Origin of the sequence: Tannerella sp., from assembly GCF_052170195.1 — a bacterium.
GTDB lineage: Bacteria > Bacteroidota > Bacteroidia > Bacteroidales > Tannerellaceae > Tannerella.
Map to the genome: position 1 here is coordinate 110,538 of NZ_JBQNAZ010000001.1, position 18,888 is coordinate 129,425.

The following is an 18,888-nucleotide window of genomic DNA, read 5'->3' on the forward strand; positions in this document are numbered from 1 at the left end:
TGTTTTGTTGTTTTTGGTTATCGTTTTGTTTTTTGGTTTTTTTATCTTTTCATGTGCTTTAAGGGTGTTTTTTATATTGTAATTATCCTCCTTATAGTATGATTTTTATCTCTAATTGATTGATGATAAATATGTAAATCTGTGTTGTTTTGTTTTGGAATTTTAGAATAATACAACGAATGCGGAGAAAGAGTTTGTCTTGGATTAATCTGTAATTTTATGCAATCTTAAATGTCTTCATCTACATGAATGAGATAAGTTTGTTTAAGGTTAAATATAATGACTGCTTCGTTTTTAGAATAAATGAATGTCCGTATATATGCTCAAAATTAATTATATATTGCTGATATACAGAAACTTATTTCCTGCTTCAATCCATACATCCAAATTATTGTTATTAAATAGTTTAATGGAGCTTTTAGGTACAAACACGGATATTCATTTTAGAATCTTAAAATAATATATTGGAGAATTTTGGGAAAGTTGTGTGTGTAGGTTTTTAATTATTATGTAATTGCGAGAGAAGTGTGATTGCGATAAACTGCGTTGGAGAAGATGTCAGAATGAGAATAAATACTTGTTTTATAAATTTTACAGCTATATTCTTTGCAAAAATTACCGGATGAGAGAAAATTTCTGTAAGTTTGTAACAAAAATGACGGAAATGAATGTTCATCCACTGGAAGATTTTAGATATTGCCCTCAATGTGGGACATCAGACTTCGTAGTGCACGATGGTAAGTCAAAGTGTTGTAAAGGCTGTGGCTTTGTGTATTATTATAATTCTGCGGCATCGACGGCGGCCATTATCCTGAATGGGTGTGATGAGTTGTTGGTTTGTCGGCGTGCGCAAGAGCCGGCACGTGGCACTCTCGATCTTCCGGGAGGGTTTTGTGATTGTTCCGAGACAGCTGAAGAAGGTGTTGTGCGTGAAGTGCGTGAAGAGACAGGGTTGGATGTAATACGTACTACTTATTTATTTTCATTACCCAATCGTTATCTTTATTCGGGGTTTTGGGTACATACTACCGATCTGTTCTTCCGTTGTGAGGTATCCGTTTCGTCTCTCCCGATTGCACGCGATGATGCATCGGAGTTACTTTGGATACCACGAAATGAATTGAAGGAAAGTGACTTTGGATTGGAATCCATACGGAAAGGGATTGAGCTTTTTTTGTCCGGAAACTTTTGATGTGTGGTTTTTTTGAGAACGAAACGAACGATAGTCGAACTAAAATAGATTTTATTATGTTAATCGGGCAATTATCTGTTTTTCTGGAAAATAAACAGGGGCGTTTTACGCAAGTCGCCAAATTATTGGGGCAGGAAGGAATTAATATGACGGCATTTTCCGTGTCCGAGAATGCGGACTTCGGTATTTTGCGCCTGATCGTCGATGAAACGGATCGGGCGCTTGATATACTTCGTCGTCATAAGTATGCAGTTACGGAGGTGGATGTTCTTCGACTTCGTTGTCCGAATCAACCGGGGGCACTCGGACGTTTGATGGATGTCATTACGCTGGCAGGAATTTTTATCGAATACATGTATGCTTTTTCGGAAGGCCCTTCAGGATATGTGATTATTCGTCCGGATAATCTTGAAGAATGCGCCGAGGTTTTGATGGAACACAAATCTCAACTGACGTCTATCAGCGACTTGTACGAGTTGTAAATATTAACGTTCGAAAAGAGGGGAGTTTCGGGAAGATACATTATCTTTGCAGGCTAAATGCAGGAAGATGAAAAAGATTATCTATCTAATGATAACGGGTTTGTTGTGCGCTTCGTGTGGAGAGTACAATAAATTGTTGAAAAGTACGGACTATGAGTTGAAGTATTCGTATGCCAAGAAATATTTCAACGAAAAGAAATATGCTAAGGCGGCTACCCTGCTCGAAGAGGTCGTACCGATATTTAAAGGATCTGCCTATGCTGAAGAGTCATTGTATCTTTTGGCACAGACTTATTACGGACAAAAAGATTATCAGACAGCTTCCGAATATTTTAAGACATATTATAACACCTATCCCAAAGGAGAGTTTGCAGAATTGTCGCGTTTCTATTCGGGGTACGGGTTATATCTTGACTCACCCGATCCGCGCCTCGATCAGTCGCAAACGTATGAAGCGATCTCACAGATGCAACTCTATATGGAGTATTATCCACAGAGCGAACGCGCCAAACAGGCTCAGGAAATTTTGTTCGAATTGCAGGAGAAACTCGCATATAAAGAGTTACTTGCCGCACAGTTGTATTATGACTTGGGGACGTATATGGGGAACAACTATCGTTCGTGTGTCATCACGGCTGATAATGCTTTGCGTGACTATCCTTATTCCAAATATCGAGAGGATTTGATATTTCTTAAAATTAAATCCAAGTATGAATTGGCAGTCGTCAGTGTGGAAGACCGTTTGCAAGGTCGTTACCGCGACGTGGTCGACGAGTATTACAATTACAAGAATGAATTTCCGGAAGGAAAATATATGAAGCAGGTACAGAAGTTCTTCGACCATGCTAACTCTCAAATTACGACAAGTTATTAATTTAAATAGATTTTGATAGGATAAAATTATGGATTATCGCAAGACAAACGCTCCGACGACAACCGTCACTCGCGACATGATTAAATTATGTCACGGTAATGAAGATAATGTGTACGAAACGGTTATGGTTATCGCTAAACGTTCGAACCAGATTGCTGCCGAAATGAAGCAGGACTTAGAAAAAAAGCTGCAGGAGTTCGCATCGTTCAACGACAATCTGGAAGAAGTGTTCGAGAATCGTGAGCAGATCGAAATCTCTCGTTACTACGAAAAATTGCCAAAACCTACGCTTATTGCTACTCAAGAATATACTGAAGATAAGGTATATCACAGGAATCCGGCAAGAGAAAAAAATAATTTCTGATGATTCAGCGTATTCAAACCGTCTATCTGTTGATTGTCGCCGCATTGAATTTGGCTGTCGTGTTTTTGCCGTTGGCCGTTATTCAGTCGGGGGGAATGTTTTATACCTTTGATGCTTCGGGAATGAGCACGACCGTAGCCCCTCAGGAGTTGGTTTATCCGACATGGGCTTTAATGGCGTTGTCGGCCATTATCTCCTTACTTGCACTGGTCACGGTATTTCTCTATAAGAAACGGATCTTGCAAATCCGTCTTTGTGTTTTCAACACCTTGCTGATTATTGGTTTTTACGCGCTGTTTGCCTTTTCTCTTTGGAAGATCGCAGATGTATCCGAACCTTTTCATTTCAGCATGCGGATTGCTGTTGCTTTTCCTTTAGTAAGTCTAATTCTGAATTATTTAGCTATTCGCGAAATCGGGGCCGACGAAGCATTGGTACGTTCGCTCGATCGGTTACGGTAAGCGTCTTTCTCCGATGAAAGCTGTCAAACGCCTGCTGGTTTGGGGCAGGAATACGCTGTTGTTCCTGTTCTTATTTAGCATCTTCCTTGTCGTTCTCTACAAATGGGTGCCGATTTATTATACACCGCTGATGTTTATTCGTTCGAGTGAACAGGCGGCTCCTCCACGTAAACATCAGTGGGTACCGATCGAAAAAATATCGCAGTCCGTGCCTTTGGCAGTAGTAGCTTCCGAGGATAATCTTTTTATGACACATCACGGCTTTGACAGGGAGCAAATCCGCAAGGCCATGAACGAAGCCGAGAAAGGACGTCGCCGGCGAGGAGCCAGTACGATTTCACAACAGACGGCCAAGAATGTGTTTCTGTGGCCGGGCAAGACCTATTTTCGGAAGGGACTTGAAGCGTATTTTACGGTGCTGATCGAACTGATATGGGGAAAGGAGCGTATCATGGAGGTGTATCTCAACTCGATTGAAATGGGGAAAGGGATTTATGGGATCGAAGCCGCTTCAAGAGCATATTTTTCTAAGTCAGCTATCGAGTTGACACGGGGTGAGGCTGCGCTTATTGCGGCCTCATTGCCTAATCCGCGGAAACGGAATCCGGGTAGTCCGTCCGGTTATATGTTACAGCGGCAAGGTGAGATATTGTCCCTGATGCGTAAAGTTGAAAATGTACCGTTGGGATATCGGCGTCCGATAAAAGCCGAAGCGGAGGAGATGAACGGAAAAAAGACGGATCAAGGACAGAAAAAAACACCTTTTTCCGAAGGAATTGCAGGACAAGAAGAAACGAACTCTCCTCAGCCTACGGATACAGTGAGCCGTGAGTCAACCGAAATACTTACCGAATGATCGCCCCTTCATTTACATTCTGCGATTTGGGGCGTATCTCGTACGAAAAAGCCTTAATCGTTCAAACAAATACATTTAATCGCTTAATTACGGAAAAAATACGGGGTGCAAGCGGAGAAAATGTACTTTTTTTCTGCGAACACGAACCGGTTTTTACGCTGGGGAAGCATGGCAAGGAGACGAATTTGCTTGTTTCTGAAGAGAGGTTGAATCAGCGCGGCATTTCTTTTTATCACACGAATCGGGGAGGGGATATCACGTATCATGGACCGGGGCAGATTACCGGCTATCCTGTGTTCGATCTGGAGCAGTTCGGTTTGGGATTGAAAGCATATATTGATCGTTTGGAGGAAACGATCATTCGTTTTTTATCACTCTACGGATTGAAAGGCGGACGTGTGGCCGGTGCTTCCGGGGTGTGGCTTGATGCTGATACACCGAAAGCTCGCAAGATTTGTGCCGTAGGAGTCAGAAGCAGTCGTTTTGTGACCATGCACGGGTTCGCCCTGAATATTCTGACCGATTTGTCTTATTTTTCCCTGATTCATCCATGCGGGTTTGTAGATAAGGGGGTAACTTCGTTAGCCGCAGAATGCAAAAACGTTCCGGATTTTAACGTGGCAAAGCAACGTTTGGCAAGTCTCTTTGAGGAGATGTTTCAGCGGGAGGCGTAGCCGACCGTTATCATTCCGCTTTTTCAATACGCAGCCCGATTGCTTCAATACCTTTTAACGGCTCATCACGCATTCCCTGCCGGATACAAAACGTGTATTGTCCTTTGTGCGGATATAAATAGCGATTACGAACGGGAATCGTATTATGATAAATCGAAATCCCGCGGCCTTTCCATTTACCGTAATCGTCGGCGAGTATACATTCTATGGTGTCGCGCACCATTGGCCCGACGGGGCATTCTTCCGCACAAAGCAACCAGAGATTCTGGTACGGATAGAAATTGTTGTTTCGAATCTCTAATGAAATACGGTAAGGTACTGTATGATCTTCGATCTCATACGTGAAATAATACTCCTTGTCTTTTTTCCAGGGATTCTCAATCGTCTGATAAGAATCGTAATGTGCGGTATTGGTACAAGATAGAAGAAGCCCCAATATCCATAGAGCCGATAGCAGCCGGAATCGACTTTTATTCATCGGATGGCCTTTTGGGAGAAGTTTTTCTTTCCGAGGCGGAACCGTTTTTCGGCGCATTACCCTCGTTTTTCTTTGGAGGCGGTGTATTGCCGTTATTTCTCGGGGGAGTTCCTCTACCGTTTTTTCGGCGAGGTACGTTTCCGCCTTTTGTCTCCGGACGCATTTCTGCTGACATCCGCGCGCGCTGATTCTCGTTGCCGGGCTTGTTGTTTGCTCCAGTCTGTTCGGTATCAGTGTTATTCTTGCCTCCACCCGACCGTTTTTTCTTTTTCTTTTTCACCGGGTCGAAGCGACTGACGCTATCATCCAGAATATCGTGCGTATCGATGGGTTTGGTATTGGCTCCTGCCAGATGTTCCGGTTCCAGCGTATCGGGTTTAATACCTTTTTTGTTCAGGCCGATGATTTCAAATACTCTCGCTGCCGATATCGTGACAATATTCGCCGCAATCACTTTGTCGGTAGAGTAGGTGAGCTCTTTCTTGAAAATATCGGTTTTGAAATGATAATACGTCCGATCTTTTGTTTCCAGCACGATTTTTCGCGAAGGTAGTTGCTTCTGCACTTCGGCATAAGCATCTACTTCGTAATTGATGCAGCACTTGAGCTTGGCACATTGCCCGGCCAACTTCTGCGGATTCATCGAAATATCCTGAAAGCGTGCTGCATCTGTGGCGACAGATACGAAGTTCGTCATCCATGAAGCACAGCAAAGCTGTCGTCCGCACGGTCCGATTCCGCCGATGCGCCCTGCCTCCTGTCGAGCACCGATTTGCTTCATTTCGATACGCACATGGAAGTTCTCGGCCAGCACCTTAATCAGTTGCCGGAAATCCACTCGTCCTTCGGCAATATAGTAAAAGATAGCCTTATTTCCGTCGCCCTGATATTCGACATCGCCGATTTTCATCGACAAGCCAAGATCGGCAGCGATCTGTCGCGAGCGGATCATCGTTTCGTGCTCTTTGGCTTTCGCCTCTTCGTAGCGTTCCAAATCGCCAGGTTTGGCGATACGGTAAATTTTCTTAGGGGCCGTATTGTCTTGGCGAACATTATTTTTTCGCATCTGGAACAACACCAGTTTACCGGTCAGCGTAACCGTACCGATATCATGTCCCGGATTCGCTTCTACGGCAACGATATCACCCTTATTGAGCGGGATTTTCGCTTCGTTCAGATAATACCCTTTACGAGTGTTTTTAAACTGAACTTCGACATAGTCCGTGGCATGCTCTGCTTCGGGAATATCACAGAGCCAGTTATAAGTAGAAAGTTTACCTTTCGAATGCTTACAACATCCTCTGGGTCCCATCGCGCTGTTTCCCATATTTTGTACGAAGTCCATCGTGTGTGCGCTGTCAGGGAATCAGGTTGTGTTTCTTAAAGATCTTCCTTATCGCTTCAAGGGCATAGTCGAGTTGGGCTTGCGTATGCGTAGCCATCAGGGAGAACCGGATCAACGTATCTTGCGATGCAACAGCCGGTGAAACGACCGGGTTGACAAAGATTCCCTCTTCGAAGAGTTCCTTCACGATGAGGAATGTCAAGTCGTTATCTCGAATGAAGAGCGGAATGATCGGAGTCGAAGTATGTCCGATTTCACAGCCCATTTGATGGAAGCCGTCTAATGCATAGTGTGTCAATTTCCACAGATTCTCCATGTGCTCCGGTTCGTTCAGCATGATGTCCAACGAGGCGTTGGCAGCAGCCACAGAGGCCGGTGTACAACTTGCACTGAAAATATATGTACGCGAATGATGACGAAGATAATTAATCGTGTCTTTATCTGCTGCAATAAATCCACCTAACGATGCAAATGATTTACTGAAGGTACCCATGATCAAGTCGACATCTTTCGAAACGCCGAAGTGATCGCATGTACCACGTCCTTGATTGCCGAGTACACCGATTCCGTGGGCTTCATCGACCATGATGTTGGCATTGTATTGTTTGGCCAGCCGCACGATTTCAGCCACATGGGCTACATCGCCTTCCATACTGAAGACACCGTCGGTGACGATCAGTTTCACTTTGTCCGGTTCGCATTTACGGAGCTGTTTTTCCAACGACTCCATGTCGTTGTGCTTATATTTGAGCTTATTCGAGAACGAGAGGCGGATCCCTTCAATGATGGAAGCATGATTCAACTCATCCCAGATCAGATAGTCTTCGCGTCCGGTGATACATGAGATGACCCCTTCGTTTACCTGAAAGCCTGTTGAGAAAGAAATAGCATCTTCTTTACCGACGAACTTGGCCAGCCGTTCCTCCAACTGTACGTGTATATCCAGTGTACCGTTGAGGAAACGCGAGCCGGCACATCCCGTGCCGTATTTTCGGATCGCTTCCATAGCCGCTTCTTTGACTTTCGGATGGTTCGTTAGCCCTAAATAGGAGTTTGAGCCGAACATCAGGACTTTCTTTCCGCTGATCAAGACTTCTGTATCCTGATCACTTTGTATTTCGCGGAAATATGGATAGATACCGGCAGCTTTCGCGCGTTGCGGAGCGTCGTATTTTGCTAGTTTTTCTCTTAATAAATTCATATATTGTCGAGGTTTGCCTTTTCTTTTGTAAAAAAATCAGCGGCAAAAGTAGTAAAAAATCGAGATATATACAATTGGGTTTAAAATATTAAATAGCGTGTCTCTGCCTCGACTGAGGGATTGTCAGTCTTTGCTTCTCTCTTTCGACATGCTGTTTTCAGACAAGTAAAAGGCTTGTGTCAGTTGTCGGTAGGCGGTTGTGCGTTGGTGTATCCGGTCTTCAAGGGTTAATTCGTCGGCTATGATCGCTTGGGCCGGAAGGGAGGACAGTTCTGTGAGCAGGCGTTTGGGAGAGCTTCCTTCGACCGGGATGATGCGGGTCTCGCGTATGGTATGCAGTGCTTCGTTTTCGGCTGTGCGCTGCAGGTCGTCACGTTGTGCAAAAGGCAGGATCAGAGCGATTCGTCCATTGGGGGCAAGGAGAGTTTTTCCCGTGTGAAGCAAGTCGGCGAGTGTCAAGGTGTCATTATGCCGGGCCAGTCGGCGTTTGCCTTCGAGACATTTCAGAGATTCCCTGAAATAGGGCGGATTGGAGACGATCAGATCGTAAGGCTCGGTAACTGTCGACGCGAAAGCCTGAAACGGAGTGTGAACAATCCGGATACGTGTGCCGAAAGGAGACTGCTGTACATTCTCCTGCGCTTGGAGGCAAGCATCGGCATCGAGATCGATGCCGTCGATTTGCGCTTCGGTATTACGCTGCGCCAGCATCAGCGCAATCAGTCCGGTACCCGTCCCGACATCGAGCATCCGCGTCCGGCCGTGCACCTCAGCCCATGCTCCGAGCAGGGTGCCGTCGGTGCCGACTTTCATGGCACAACGGTCGTGCCATACGGTAAACTGTTTGAAACGGAAATACGGATTGGACATCGTCAGGGAGTCATCATAAAAACGCCGCAAAGATAGATGTTTTTATGATTGCGGCGCTATGATGAGAGTTTTTACTTTCCCTGTTTTCCGTCTGCTTCAAAGCGCATCCGGTGATGCTCCCGAATCTCCCTACGCTCGTTGACAAAATCTTGAATGAGCCTATTGTCATCATCCTGTCTTACCGTCGCATGACTGTGTCTGTGGCCGTGTCTTTTTGGATAGAGCACCGTCATCACCTGTTTTTGGGTGAGTATTTTGGAGAACTTGGCGTAGTAATTTTCGCGGATGTCAAGTCTTTTACGCTCGTTTTTCAGATGTTCTTTGAATCGTTTTTCAAGTTCTTTATCGGACAACCGGTTAACGTTTGCGGCGTCCTGCTTGATCCTTGGGCATTCCGTTCGACATTCCTGCAACTCTTTGAGGTAAGACTCGTACATCGGTTTGAATCGGGCTGCCGTCTGGTCGTCGAGCATAAGCCGGTCGGTCACTCGTTCGGCTTTCATTTTGATACGTTCACCGGTATTTGCCGGGCAGTGCTTTTCGCCGTGCACGGCGTTGTTTTGTGCAAAGGTTTGTGAGCCGCACAGCAAAAGGCTCATCGCGGCTGCATAAAATACGTTCATTTTCATATCGTCAAAAAATAAATTAATGTTGGCATTAAGACGTGTTCGGCTGTCGAAGGTTTATCCGGCAGGTAAAAATTCCGGGCGGTTCTTTTTCTTCGGCGTCGTTTCGTGATTCGTGAAATAGTTGTATTTTTACGGCTTGAAATCAAAAAAATGTTATGGAAATAAAAGCGTATATCGAAGAGCATAAGGACCGCTTTCGTGACGAGTGGTTCAGTTTGTTGCGTATTCCGTCGGTCAGTTCGCAGAGCGAGCACAAGGCGGACATGGTGAAGTGTGCCGAACGATGGAAAGAGTTGTTACTCGCCTCGGGGGCGACACGGGCGGAAGTGATGCCGACAGCCGGCAATCCGGTGGTGTATGCCGAGCGTATCGTTTCGGCTTCGGCGCCGACGGTACTCGTGTACGGACATTACGATGTGATGCCGCCCGAACCGCTGGAGTTGTGGAAGAGCAATCCGTTTGAGCCGGAGATACGTGACGGACGCGTCTACGCGCGAGGCGCCGACGACGATAAAGGTCAGGCGATGATTCAGGTTAAAGGGTTTGAAACGGCCTTGCGGACGGGAATTTTGAACTGTAACGTCAAGTTCATCCTCGAGGGAGAGGAGGAGATCGGCTCGATCAGCCTCGGCGATTTCTGTGCGGCTCACAAAGAGTTGCTCGCCGCCGATGTGATTCTCGTCTCGGACACGAGCATGGTGAGCGAAGAAACGCCTTCGCTGACGACCGGCCTGCGCGGATTGTCGTATTGGGAGGTAGAGGTGACAGGGCCTAACCGTGACCTGCATTCGGGACACTTCGGCGGAGCGGTGGCTAACCCGATCAATGTGCTTTGCAAACTGATTGCCGATATTACGGATGCCGACGGACGCATTACGATTCCCGGTTTCTACGACGATGTGGAAGAATTGTCGGACACGGAGAAAGCCATGCTCGCGCAGGTGCCGTTCAGCGAAGCGAAGTATAAGCAGGCCATTGACGTGGATGAACTGTTCGGCGAGAAAGGCTATTCGACGCTTGAGCGCAACAGTTGCCGTCCGTCGTTCGATGTATGCGGCATCTGGGGCGGCTACACGGGCGAAGGTGCGAAAACCGTTCTGCCGTCGAAGGCGTATGCCAAGTTGTCGTGCCGGCTCGTCCCGAACCAGCAGCCCGACAGGATTACGCGGCTGATGATCGATTACCTTGAGTCCGTCGTCCCCCGCTACGTGAAGATCAAAGTCGTTCATAAGCACGACGGTGACGCCTACGTTTGTCCGATCGATCTGCCGGCCTATAAAGCGGCAGAGAAAGGCTTTACGATTGCGTTCGGCAAGCAGCCGCTGGCGGTGCGTCGCGGCGGAAGCATCCCGATTATCCCCGCATTCGAGAAAATTCTCGGCATGAAATCCGTACTGATGGGCTTCGGACTGGAACGTAACGCTATCCATTCACCTAACGAGAGTTTCGGGTTGGATATGTTTTATACCGGTATCGAGGCGGTGGCGGAGTTTTATAATTATTATCGTCCATGAGCATCCTGATTCAATCCGTCGAATGGAACGGCCGGCCGACGAATATTCTGATCGAGGGACAGACAATTACACGTATGGCACCGGTGATCGACCGGACGGCCGATACGGTGATCGACGGCCGAGGCAAGGCTGTCATCCCGGGACTGATCAATGCGCATACGCATGCGGCTATGACGCTCTTTCGAGGCTGCGGCGACGATATGCCGCTGATGCCGTGGCTCGAACAGGTGATCTGGCCGAACGAGGCCAAGCTGACCGAAGAAGATGTATACTGGGGCGCCAAGTTGGCGTGTGTGGAAATGCTGCGCAGCGGCACAACGGCGTTTCTCGACATGTATCACAAACTCGACGCGACGGCACGCGCCGTCGAAGAGATGGGGCTGCGTGCCGTTCTGTCCGAAGCGTGTTTCGATTATTTCAAGCCGGCCGTTGCCGAGCGAAACAAACAGACCATCACGCGCCGTTTCTCATCGCCCTCGCCTTATGGCGACCGCATACGTTACGCCCTCGGGCCGCATGCCATCTATACCGTTTCGGGCGAGTTGCTGCAATGGGCCGACGCGTTTGCGGCCGATCACGGCCTGCTCATCCACACCCATCTGGCCGAAACGGAATATGAGACGCAGCAGTGCCTCCAACGCTTCGGACTGACGCCGGTGCGTTATATGCACAAACTGGGGCTGCTCTCGCCGCGTCTTGTCATGGCGCACGGGCTGTATGTCGACGATGAGGAGATCAGGATGCTGGCCGACCATGGCGTAAAAGTGGTCCATAACCCCGCATCGAACATGAAACTGGCTTCGGGCTACCGGTTCAAATACGAAGAGATGTGCGCCGCCGGTGTGACGGTCGGGTTAGGTACGGACGGCTGTTCGTCCTCGAACAATCTGGATATGATCGAGGCGATGAAGCTGGCTTCGCTGCTGGGTAAGGTGTGGCGCGGCGATCCGGAAGCGATGCGATGTGACCGGATGCTGTATGCCGCTACCGAAGCCGGCGCGGCGATACTCGGCATCAATGCCGGGCGCATCGCCGAAGGTTGTCTGGCCGACTTGTGCCTGATCGACCTGCGTCAGCCCGTCTTTTCGCCGAATCATCATTTCGTGTCGAACCTCGTCTATGCTGCCAACGGCAGTTGTGTCGATACGGTGATTTGTGACGGACGCATCGTGATGCGCGACAAAAAAGTACCGGGAGAAGACAAGATCATGGAGCGCACCGCGGCGCTGGCGTATGATCTGATGAAAAGAGAGCGTTGAGATGAAGTGATTGTCAGCGGTCAGCATTCAGTAGAATTACGAATGACAAATTACGAATTACGAACACCGCCTTTGTCATTCCGAACGCAGTGAGGAATCCCGCGGGGAAAAGGAAAAGAGATTCATCGCTTCGCTCTGAATGACAAATGTCCGAACGCAAATTTCGCAAATTTCGCGAATGGACGCAAATACACGTAAATGAACGAAAAGTGAAAAGTGAAAAATGAATACCCGATGAACATTTTCATGCTTTCGGAAAGTTCCGACACCTTGCCCGAGTACTTTTTCGTACTTTCAGAAGGTTCTGAAACCTTCCCGATGAACATTTTTGTGCTTTCGGAAAGTTCCGACACCTTACCCAAGTACTTTTTTATGCTTTCGCAACCTTGCGACACCTTTTCGGCAATATACACTATGTATATAATGTATGGAAAAAAGAGCGGGGTAGGGAAGATATTTGTTATCTTTGCGTCATATTCATTCATAAAAAGAGGTATATCATGAAAAAAGCAGGGATGATATTATTTGTGCTTTGTCTGTTTGCTGCTTCGTGCGGTAAAGACGAGAAAGTGTATGAAAGCGTATGGAGTGAGGCTTACCCGTGGATGGGTAAAATCATGACCGATGCGGCGAATGGAAAGTATAAGGATCGTAGCGGTCGCGATGCATGGGTTTCGATCGAACTGTTCACGTGCGAGGGACAGTTTTACGTAGGTCTGAATTACGGTCGTTCGGGAGGATTGGTGTATGAGGAAACTCGCAGCCTGAACGGAGGGGTAGCGACCCCTCCGGAGGGTCGGTACAAGCGTGTGGGAATGATTTATCCGATCGAAGAAATCCGTCCCGATGTGTTGCGGCGGTAGGCCGGCCGGGGGAGCATCACGTGTCGGGGAAGCGCGGGGTAAAAGGAGGCCGCTTGTTCTCGGGGAGGAGGGGGCGGCTTTATCCTTCGCGTCGCGCGGCATCGATGCGCAGGAAGATAAAAAGGAGTATGGTGAACCCCCAAAGCGACGAACCACCGTAGCTGAAGAACGGCAGCGGGATACCGATGACGGGTGTAAGTCCGAGTACCATGCCGATGTTAATGACTAAATGGAAGAAAAAGACGGAAGCCACACAATAGCCGTAGACACGGCCGAACCTCGTATCCTGTCGTTCGGCCAAGCTTACCAACCGGATGATCATCGCTCCGAAAAGAAACAATACACAGATCGAACCGACAAACCCGAACTCTTCGCCCACCGTGCAGAAGATAAAATCGGTATCTTGTTCCGGCACGTATTTCAGCTTCGTCTGCGTGCCGTTCAGAAACCCTTTACCCAGCAGTCCGCCTGAGCCGATGGCAATTTTCGACTGGTTCACGTTGTATCCCGCCCCGCCCGGATCGTCTTCCAGCCCGATCGATACGCGGATGCGCTGTTGCTGGTGAGGCTCAAGCATATCGTTGAACACGTAATCGACCGAGAGCATAAAACCGATCGATGCTACGGCAAACAGCGCGATCAGCGCGTAAGACCATGCCAGATTTTTGAGCGAGAGGAAAATCAGCATCAGTACAATAACTCCGATAACCCCGATAATGACCCATACAAAATTGACGGGCTGATAGAGCGATACTATCAGGCCGCCTGCCAACGCTGCGCCCAGCACGTACAGCATGATATGTACCGCCAGCCTGTCGCGGCGCAGATACAGCACCAGAAAAAGCGTGATGACGAGCGTCAGGCTCGCGACAATCAACTCGCCCACGGGCGTTATACCCAGCATCATATCATTATACTTCATGACGATGACAAAAAATGTCACCGCGCAGACACTGGCCAGCAAGATATAACCCGACATGCCTTCGCGGTAGAGCATCAGCCCGAAAGCCAGAAAGACGAGTGCCGTACCTGTCTCTTTCTGCATCACGACACAGGCCATCGGCGCCAAAATAAGCAGCAGGATAAGTGAGAAATTACGGAGCGTGAAAAGGTTGAAATTGTACGAGTTCATCAGCTTGGCCACAGCCAGGGCCGTGGCGAATTTGGCAAATTCGGCCGGCTGAATACGCAACGGCCCGAGCACTAACCACGAGCGTGACCCTTTGATGTCGGGCGCCAGAAAGATCGTGGCTACCAGAAGTAGAAAGACAGCCCCGTAGATCGGATACGAGAACGTCTCGAAGAAATCTTTATCGAGCATCAGAATGACGAAAATCACCGCCAGTGCCGTCCCCATCCAGATAAGCTGCGATCCGGGACGTCCGGCCGGGTCGAACAAGCCTGCCGAATTATATTCATAGCTTGCCCCGCAGATGCTGAACCATCCGGCAACGACCATCAAAATATACAGTAAGATCGTCAGCCAGTCTACCGACTTCCATACGCTTGCTTTCCTATGGTACATGACTGGGTAAAATAACAGTGTTTAAAATACGGTCTTCATACATTCCTTTGCTCTCGGGCGTTACTTCCCCATAGAAATATCGCTCGAGCATCAATCGTGCCATCGGTACGGCGATCGTAGCTCCGAAGCCTCCGTTCTCAACGTAGACGGCAATCGCCACCTTCGGTTGGTTATAAGGTGCGAATGCCATGCAGGCCGAGTGGTCTTTGCCGTGCGGATTCTGGGCTGTACCCGTTTTGCCGCATACTTCCACGTCCTTCATGTTTAACCCGCGGCACGTACCTCCCAGCACGGCGGCACGCATGCCTTGCGCGATCACCTCATAATGTTTCGTATCTACCAGTGTCTGTTTCTTGTTTGTGTAGATCGAATCTAACGCGGTATCTTCAATTTCCTTTACCACATGCGGCACGATGTAGTACCCCCGGTTGGCAATCGTCGAAGCAAGGTTGCATATCTGCAACGGGGTGGAAAGAATTTCTCCCTGACCGATGGCGATGGAGATAATCGTACTTGAGTTCCAGCGCCCTCTGTAGTATTTGTCATATACCTTACTGTTGGGAATGTAGCCGCGCTGTTCGCTCGGCAGATCGATACCGAGCTGATAGCCGAAGCCCATCGAAACCATGTATCCCTTCCATTTCTCGAACGCGTCCTGCACGCTTGGATAACGCTTGCGGCTGTCTAACATGTCGTGTAGCCCCCAGCAGAAATACGAGTTGCATGAGGTAGCGATGGCCGGCACCAGTGCCAGAGGCGATCCGTGCCCGTGGCAAGCCGGTTTGCCGCCTCGGAACGTGTATCCGCGGGCGCAACTGTACATCCGTTCCGGCGTAATGACACCCTCCTGCAGGAATGTCAGCCCCTGCGTTGGTTTGAAGGTCGACCCGGGCGGATACGTTCCCATGATGGAACGGTCGAAGAGCGGTTTCAGCGGATCATTTTCCAGCAGCAGATGGTTCTTGCCGCGTTGCCGTCCGACGAGCAGATTCGGGTCGTAACTCGGCGATGTGGCCAGACAAAGCACTTCTCCCGTAGACGGTTCGATCATGACGATGCTCCCGAGTTTGTTTTGTAGCAGTTGTTCGGCATAGATTTGCAGCTCGATATCGATCGCCAGTTTCAGGTTTTTTCCCGAAACGGGAGCCATATCGTGCAGCCCTTCTTCGTAACGGCCTTTAATGCGCCCATGCGCATCGCGCAGCAGAATCTCCACCCCTTTTTCGCCTCGCAGCACTTTCTCGTACGAACGTTCCACACCGGCACGACCCGCATAGTCGCCCTGCACATAATAATCGTCGGCCCGAATGTCACGACGGTTCACCTCACCGATGTTGCCCAGTAGCAAGGCGGCGTTAGGGTAGGTGTACTCTCTGACGGTACGGTTCTGAATGTAAAAACCCGGAAACTTGTAGAGTTTCTCCTGTAAAATACCGTATTCATTCGTCGAGAGCTGGTTCATGAATACCTGCGGGACGTACGACGAATATCCGGGGTTGAGTGACCGGTTTTTGATGTCGGCAATCCGTTTGTCAAAAATTTCTTTCGTAATGCCTACCGTACGGCAGAAGTCGAGCGTGTCGAATGGCTGTATCTCTCGCATGATGAGCATCACGTCGTAAGCCGGCTGATTGTAGACGAGCAACTTGTCGTTCCGGTCGTAAATCACCCCTCGTGCAGGGTAAAGCGTTTTTTTTAGGAAAGCATTGTTATCGGCCGAAGCCTTGTACTCCACTTCCACGATCTGCAGAAAGAACAACCGCACGACATAGATGAGAATCACAAAGATGACGGATCCGATCAGTATAAACCGGCGGATTTCGTATGCGTATTTCGTTTTAGGATTCTCCACCTTGACCGCCCAGATTAAATGCTTCGACCATAAAGATACACAATGTCGTCAGGACCACACTGGAGAGAATACGTAGAAATAGAAAAAGCGGATCGAATAGTGAAACGGATTCGATCAGGAACAGCGTCAGATGATGGATGAGGGTTATCCCAAGTGTATATTTCATGAAAGCTCCGACACCCAGAGTCGTATACGATGGGGTCGCACTTTCGTGTATGTCGCGGTCGGTTAATGCCGTAAGCAGCGGATTGCGTACCAAGCCGATCAACGTGCAGGCGGCGGTATGCATACCCAGCGTATTGGAAAAGATATCAATCGTCAGTCCCGTAAGGAAAGCGATCCAAAGCACTTGTACGCGCGAGAGGTTAAGGGGGATTTTCAGAATGATATAGAGATACAGGAAAGGCGTGACGAGGTGGAACAGATGGATATGACTCAGCACCAATACCTGCAACGCCACAAAGACGATGAAACTTACTGATATTTTAAGCAGATTCTTAATCATTCTTCTGTGCCTCCTTTTCTACTTCGATCCGTTCCTGCTGGTAATCGTTCCGAATGACTCTGACAACCTTCAAGGTCGTAAAATCAGTCGACAGCTTCACTTTTAACGAGTAAAATGTATAATCGCGCTTTTCGTCAAACTCAGCCACCGTGCCGATCATGACACCGGGGGGAAATACGGCCGAATAACCGCTTGTCACCACGGTATCCCCTTCTTCAAACACCGCATGTCTCGGTAATTCTTCGAGATAGGCATAACGTGTGTCGCGGCCGTCCCACGAGAGCGAACCGTAAAAACTTCCCCGCTGCAACCGGCTGCTGATTCTTAACTTCGGATTCAGCAAAGGAATGACAACCGAAAAATGCTCGCTTACCGTCGAAACGACACCGACGATGCCCCGCGTCGAGACAACGCCCATGTCGGGCTGCACTCCGTGGCGCGATCCTTTGTTGATGGTGATGTAGTTCGATAAACCGGCAATACGGTTGTTGACGATTTCGGCCGTGATGTAATGATAAGGCAGCGCTACCGAGTCGGTAAACAGACTGTCGTACGAGAGTGCGTGTGCCTTCAACAGATCGATTTCCTGTTGCAGTTCCATGACCTGTAACTCCAGCTGACCGTTTTGTTCGAACAAGACATTATTTTCCTCGCGCAGCCCCATGTACGACTTGATCGAGCCGGAAACCGACAAAATGTGCCCAATTATCGTACTCGATGAGCTGAACATCAGGTTTCGCTGGTACGCATGGTTATGATACAAAAGCATACACGAAACGATTTCGAGTAGAAAGAATAAAATCCAATGCCTTTTTCCGATCAGGAATTCAAGCAACTTCTGCATAGTCGAAACAAGTATTCGTCCGTACGTCTCCGCTGTTCAGGAATGCCGGATAGGTGGCAACCCCGAACGTATTATTTAATGAGGAATTTGAATTTGTCTATATTCTTCAGGGCAATACCCGTACCTTTGGCCACGGCGTGCAACGGGTCGTCAGCGACGTGGAAAGGAATATTGATTTTGTCCGTCAATCGTTTGTCGAGTCCTCTCATCAAAGCGCCTCCTCCGGCCAGATAGATACCGTTACGTACAATGTCGGCATACAGTTCGGGGGGGGTCTGTTCCAATGCACTTAGGATGGCTGCTTCCATCTTCGAGATGGATTTGTCGAGGCAGTGGGCAATCTCTTGATACGAGATCGGTACTTCCATCGGCAGAGCGGTCATCTGGTTGGGACCGTGCACCACAAAATCTTCGGGCGGGTTTTCAAGTGAAGTCAAGACGGAACCGACATTGATTTTGATCATTTCGGCCGTACTTTCTCCCACTTTCATGTTGTGCTGGCGGCGCATGTATTCCATAATGTCGGCCGTCAGGTCGTCTCCAGCTATTCGTATCGATTTGTTCGATACGATTCCGCCCAGTGAGATCACGGCGATTTCCGTTGTTCCACCGCCTATATCGACGATCATGTTGCCTTCGGGTGCTTCCACATCAATTCCGATACCCAGTGCGGCGGCCATCGGCTCATAAATCATGTACACGTCGCGTGCGCTGGCGCGTTCGGATGAATCACGTACGGCACGAATCTCCACTTCCGTACTGCCCGAAGGAATACATACGACGATGCGGAGCGGCGGAGAAAACCAACGGTTTTTAAACTTGATCATTTTGATCATGCCGCGGATCATCTGCTCGGCGGCGTAAAAATCAGCGATCACTCCGTCGCGTAAAGGACGAACCGTCCGTATGTTTTCGTGCGTCTTTCCGTGCATCTGTCGTGCCGTCTCTCCGACGGCGAGCACCTTGTCGGTCCGGCGGTCCAGCGCGACCACGGAAGGTGCATCCACTACAATTTTACCGTCGCAAACAATGATGGTATTGGCTGTACCCAGATCGACGGCTATTTCCTGTGTGAAAGAGAATAATCCCATATCTCGTTA

Annotated in this window: 20 protein-coding genes; 10 read left to right on the top strand and 10 right to left on the bottom strand. The window is 48.7% G+C overall.

What is annotated here, in order from left to right; genetic code table 11:
- Positions 1-655: 655 nt before the first annotated feature.
- The 7 genes from ACTTKA_RS00480 to lipB all read left to right on the top strand — a co-directional run bounded on the left by ACTTKA_RS00480 (position 656) and on the right by lipB (position 4,903).
- Entirely contained in the window at positions 656-1,192 is a 537-nt protein-coding gene (locus ACTTKA_RS00480; protein ID WP_442723590.1) for an NUDIX hydrolase, read from the top strand.
- 56 nt (positions 1,193-1,248) lie between these two features.
- Positions 1,249-1,674 carry an amino acid-binding protein gene (locus tag ACTTKA_RS00485; protein WP_442723561.1) on the top strand — a complete coding sequence of 142 codons (426 nt, stop codon included), beginning with the start codon at positions 1,249-1,251 and terminating at the stop codon, positions 1,672-1,674.
- 67 nt (positions 1,675-1,741) lie between these two features.
- Complete coding sequence (locus ACTTKA_RS00490; protein ID WP_442714810.1) at positions 1,742-2,548, top strand: outer membrane protein assembly factor BamD; 807 nt, start codon at positions 1,742-1,744, stop codon at positions 2,546-2,548.
- 28 nt (positions 2,549-2,576) lie between these two features.
- On the top strand, positions 2,577-2,912 hold the full coding sequence (locus tag ACTTKA_RS00495; protein ID WP_442714809.1) for a DNA-directed RNA polymerase subunit omega: 336 nt from the start codon (positions 2,577-2,579) through the stop codon (positions 2,910-2,912).
- Positions 2,912-3,373 (top strand): DUF4293 domain-containing protein, encoded by a 462-nt coding sequence (locus tag ACTTKA_RS00500; RefSeq protein WP_442714808.1) that lies wholly within the window; start codon positions 2,912-2,914, stop codon positions 3,371-3,373. Before ACTTKA_RS00495 ends, ACTTKA_RS00500 begins: the two co-directional genes overlap by 1 nt.
- 13 nt (positions 3,374-3,386) lie before the next feature.
- Positions 3,387-4,229 (top strand): monofunctional biosynthetic peptidoglycan transglycosylase, encoded by an 843-nt coding sequence (gene mtgA, locus ACTTKA_RS00505; RefSeq protein WP_442723562.1) that lies wholly within the window; start codon positions 3,387-3,389, stop codon positions 4,227-4,229.
- Entirely contained in the window at positions 4,226-4,903 is a 678-nt protein-coding gene (gene lipB / locus ACTTKA_RS00510; RefSeq protein ID WP_442723563.1) for a lipoyl(octanoyl) transferase LipB, read from the top strand. Before mtgA ends, lipB begins: the two co-directional genes overlap by 4 nt.
- 10 nt (positions 4,904-4,913) lie before the next feature.
- Here lipB and gldH read toward each other — a convergent pair whose 3' ends face one another.
- From gldH to ACTTKA_RS00535, 5 genes are all read right to left on the bottom strand, one after another.
- Positions 4,914-5,381, bottom strand: a complete 468-nt coding sequence (gldH, locus tag ACTTKA_RS00515) for a gliding motility lipoprotein GldH (RefSeq protein ID WP_442723564.1) — start codon at positions 5,379-5,381, stop codon at positions 4,914-4,916.
- The gene (locus ACTTKA_RS00520; RefSeq protein WP_442723565.1) at positions 5,374-6,726 is read right to left on the bottom strand and encodes a PSP1 domain-containing protein; all 1,353 of its coding nucleotides are present in this window, start codon (positions 6,724-6,726) and stop codon (positions 5,374-5,376) included. The genes gldH and ACTTKA_RS00520 overlap by 8 nt, the downstream gene beginning before the upstream one ends.
- Before the next feature lie 13 nt (positions 6,727-6,739).
- Positions 6,740-7,927: a serine palmitoyltransferase gene (spt, locus tag ACTTKA_RS00525; RefSeq protein ID WP_442723566.1), complete on the bottom strand. Its 1,188-nt coding sequence runs from the start codon at positions 7,925-7,927 to the stop codon at positions 6,740-6,742.
- Positions 7,928-8,050: 123 nt separating this feature from the next.
- Positions 8,051-8,797 carry a tRNA1(Val) (adenine(37)-N6)-methyltransferase gene (locus ACTTKA_RS00530; protein WP_442723591.1) on the bottom strand — a complete coding sequence of 249 codons (747 nt, stop codon included), beginning with the start codon at positions 8,795-8,797 and terminating at the stop codon, positions 8,051-8,053.
- A gap of 71 nt (positions 8,798-8,868) precedes the next feature.
- Positions 8,869-9,426, bottom strand: a complete 558-nt coding sequence (locus tag ACTTKA_RS00535; protein ID WP_442723567.1) for a hypothetical protein — start codon at positions 9,424-9,426, stop codon at positions 8,869-8,871.
- 155 nt (positions 9,427-9,581) lie between these two features.
- Between ACTTKA_RS00535 and ACTTKA_RS00540 the strand changes: the two genes are divergently transcribed.
- The 3 genes from ACTTKA_RS00540 to ACTTKA_RS00550 all read left to right on the top strand — a co-directional run bounded on the left by ACTTKA_RS00540 (position 9,582) and on the right by ACTTKA_RS00550 (position 13,062).
- The gene (locus ACTTKA_RS00540; protein ID WP_442723568.1) at positions 9,582-10,940 is read left to right on the top strand and encodes a dipeptidase; all 1,359 of its coding nucleotides are present in this window, start codon (positions 9,582-9,584) and stop codon (positions 10,938-10,940) included.
- On the top strand, positions 10,937-12,199 hold the full coding sequence (locus ACTTKA_RS00545) for an amidohydrolase (protein ID WP_442723569.1): 1,263 nt from the start codon (positions 10,937-10,939) through the stop codon (positions 12,197-12,199). Before ACTTKA_RS00540 ends, ACTTKA_RS00545 begins: the two co-directional genes overlap by 4 nt.
- Positions 12,200-12,699: 500 nt before the next feature.
- A complete protein-coding gene (locus ACTTKA_RS00550) occupies positions 12,700-13,062 on the top strand; it encodes a hypothetical protein (RefSeq protein WP_442723570.1) in 363 nt (120 codons plus the stop codon).
- 79 nt (positions 13,063-13,141) lie between these two features.
- Here the strand turns inward: ACTTKA_RS00550 and rodA are convergent, their stop codons facing one another.
- The 5 genes from rodA to ACTTKA_RS00575 all read right to left on the bottom strand — a co-directional run bounded on the left by rodA (position 13,142) and on the right by ACTTKA_RS00575 (position 18,879).
- A complete protein-coding gene (rodA, locus tag ACTTKA_RS00555; RefSeq protein WP_442723571.1) occupies positions 13,142-14,587 on the bottom strand; it encodes a rod shape-determining protein RodA in 1,446 nt (481 codons plus the stop codon).
- Positions 14,577-16,439 carry a penicillin-binding protein 2 gene (gene mrdA / locus ACTTKA_RS00560; RefSeq protein ID WP_442714344.1) on the bottom strand — a complete coding sequence of 621 codons (1,863 nt, stop codon included), beginning with the start codon at positions 16,437-16,439 and terminating at the stop codon, positions 14,577-14,579. The genes rodA and mrdA overlap by 11 nt, the downstream gene beginning before the upstream one ends.
- A complete protein-coding gene (gene mreD / locus ACTTKA_RS00565) occupies positions 16,426-16,944 on the bottom strand; it encodes a rod shape-determining protein MreD (RefSeq protein WP_442714343.1) in 519 nt (172 codons plus the stop codon). Before mreD ends, mrdA begins: the two co-directional genes overlap by 14 nt.
- Complete coding sequence (gene mreC, locus ACTTKA_RS00570; protein WP_442723572.1) at positions 16,937-17,788, bottom strand: rod shape-determining protein MreC; 852 nt, start codon at positions 17,786-17,788, stop codon at positions 16,937-16,939. The genes mreD and mreC overlap by 8 nt, the downstream gene beginning before the upstream one ends.
- Before the next feature lie 71 nt (positions 17,789-17,859).
- Positions 17,860-18,879, bottom strand: coding sequence for a rod shape-determining protein (locus ACTTKA_RS00575; RefSeq protein WP_014226415.1), 1,020 nt, complete (start codon positions 18,877-18,879; stop codon positions 17,860-17,862).
- Between the last annotated feature and the right edge of the window lie 9 nt (positions 18,880-18,888).

Coding starts and splice junctions, on each gene's coding strand:
- ACTTKA_RS00480 (WP_442723590.1), top strand. CDS start 656: ATGACGGAAATGAATGTTCATCCACTGGAAGATTTTAGATATTGCCCT.
- ACTTKA_RS00485 (WP_442723561.1), top strand. CDS start 1,249: ATGTTAATCGGGCAATTATCTGTTTTTCTGGAAAATAAACAGGGGCGT.
- ACTTKA_RS00490 (WP_442714810.1), top strand. CDS start 1,742: ATGAAAAAGATTATCTATCTAATGATAACGGGTTTGTTGTGCGCTTCG.
- ACTTKA_RS00495 (WP_442714809.1), top strand. CDS start 2,577: ATGGATTATCGCAAGACAAACGCTCCGACGACAACCGTCACTCGCGAC.
- ACTTKA_RS00500 (WP_442714808.1), top strand. CDS start 2,912: ATGATTCAGCGTATTCAAACCGTCTATCTGTTGATTGTCGCCGCATTG.
- mtgA (WP_442723562.1), top strand. CDS start 3,387: ATGAAAGCTGTCAAACGCCTGCTGGTTTGGGGCAGGAATACGCTGTTG.
- lipB (WP_442723563.1), top strand. CDS start 4,226: ATGATCGCCCCTTCATTTACATTCTGCGATTTGGGGCGTATCTCGTAC.
- gldH (WP_442723564.1), bottom strand. CDS start 5,381: ATGAATAAAAGTCGATTCCGGCTGCTATCGGCTCTATGGATATTGGGG.
- ACTTKA_RS00520 (WP_442723565.1), bottom strand. CDS start 6,726: ATGGACTTCGTACAAAATATGGGAAACAGCGCGATGGGACCCAGAGGA.
- spt (WP_442723566.1), bottom strand. CDS start 7,927: ATGAATTTATTAAGAGAAAAACTAGCAAAATACGACGCTCCGCAACGC.
- ACTTKA_RS00530 (WP_442723591.1), bottom strand. CDS start 8,797: ATGTCCAATCCGTATTTCCGTTTCAAACAGTTTACCGTATGGCACGAC.
- ACTTKA_RS00535 (WP_442723567.1), bottom strand. CDS start 9,426: ATGAAAATGAACGTATTTTATGCAGCCGCGATGAGCCTTTTGCTGTGC.
- ACTTKA_RS00540 (WP_442723568.1), top strand. CDS start 9,582: ATGGAAATAAAAGCGTATATCGAAGAGCATAAGGACCGCTTTCGTGAC.
- ACTTKA_RS00545 (WP_442723569.1), top strand. CDS start 10,937: ATGAGCATCCTGATTCAATCCGTCGAATGGAACGGCCGGCCGACGAAT.
- ACTTKA_RS00550 (WP_442723570.1), top strand. CDS start 12,700: ATGAAAAAAGCAGGGATGATATTATTTGTGCTTTGTCTGTTTGCTGCT.
- rodA (WP_442723571.1), bottom strand. CDS start 14,587: ATGTACCATAGGAAAGCAAGCGTATGGAAGTCGGTAGACTGGCTGACG.
- mreD (WP_442714343.1), bottom strand. CDS start 16,944: ATGATTAAGAATCTGCTTAAAATATCAGTAAGTTTCATCGTCTTTGTG.
- mreC (WP_442723572.1), bottom strand. CDS start 17,788: ATGCAGAAGTTGCTTGAATTCCTGATCGGAAAAAGGCATTGGATTTTA.
- ACTTKA_RS00575 (WP_014226415.1), bottom strand. CDS start 18,879: ATGGGATTATTCTCTTTCACACAGGAAATAGCCGTCGATCTGGGTACA.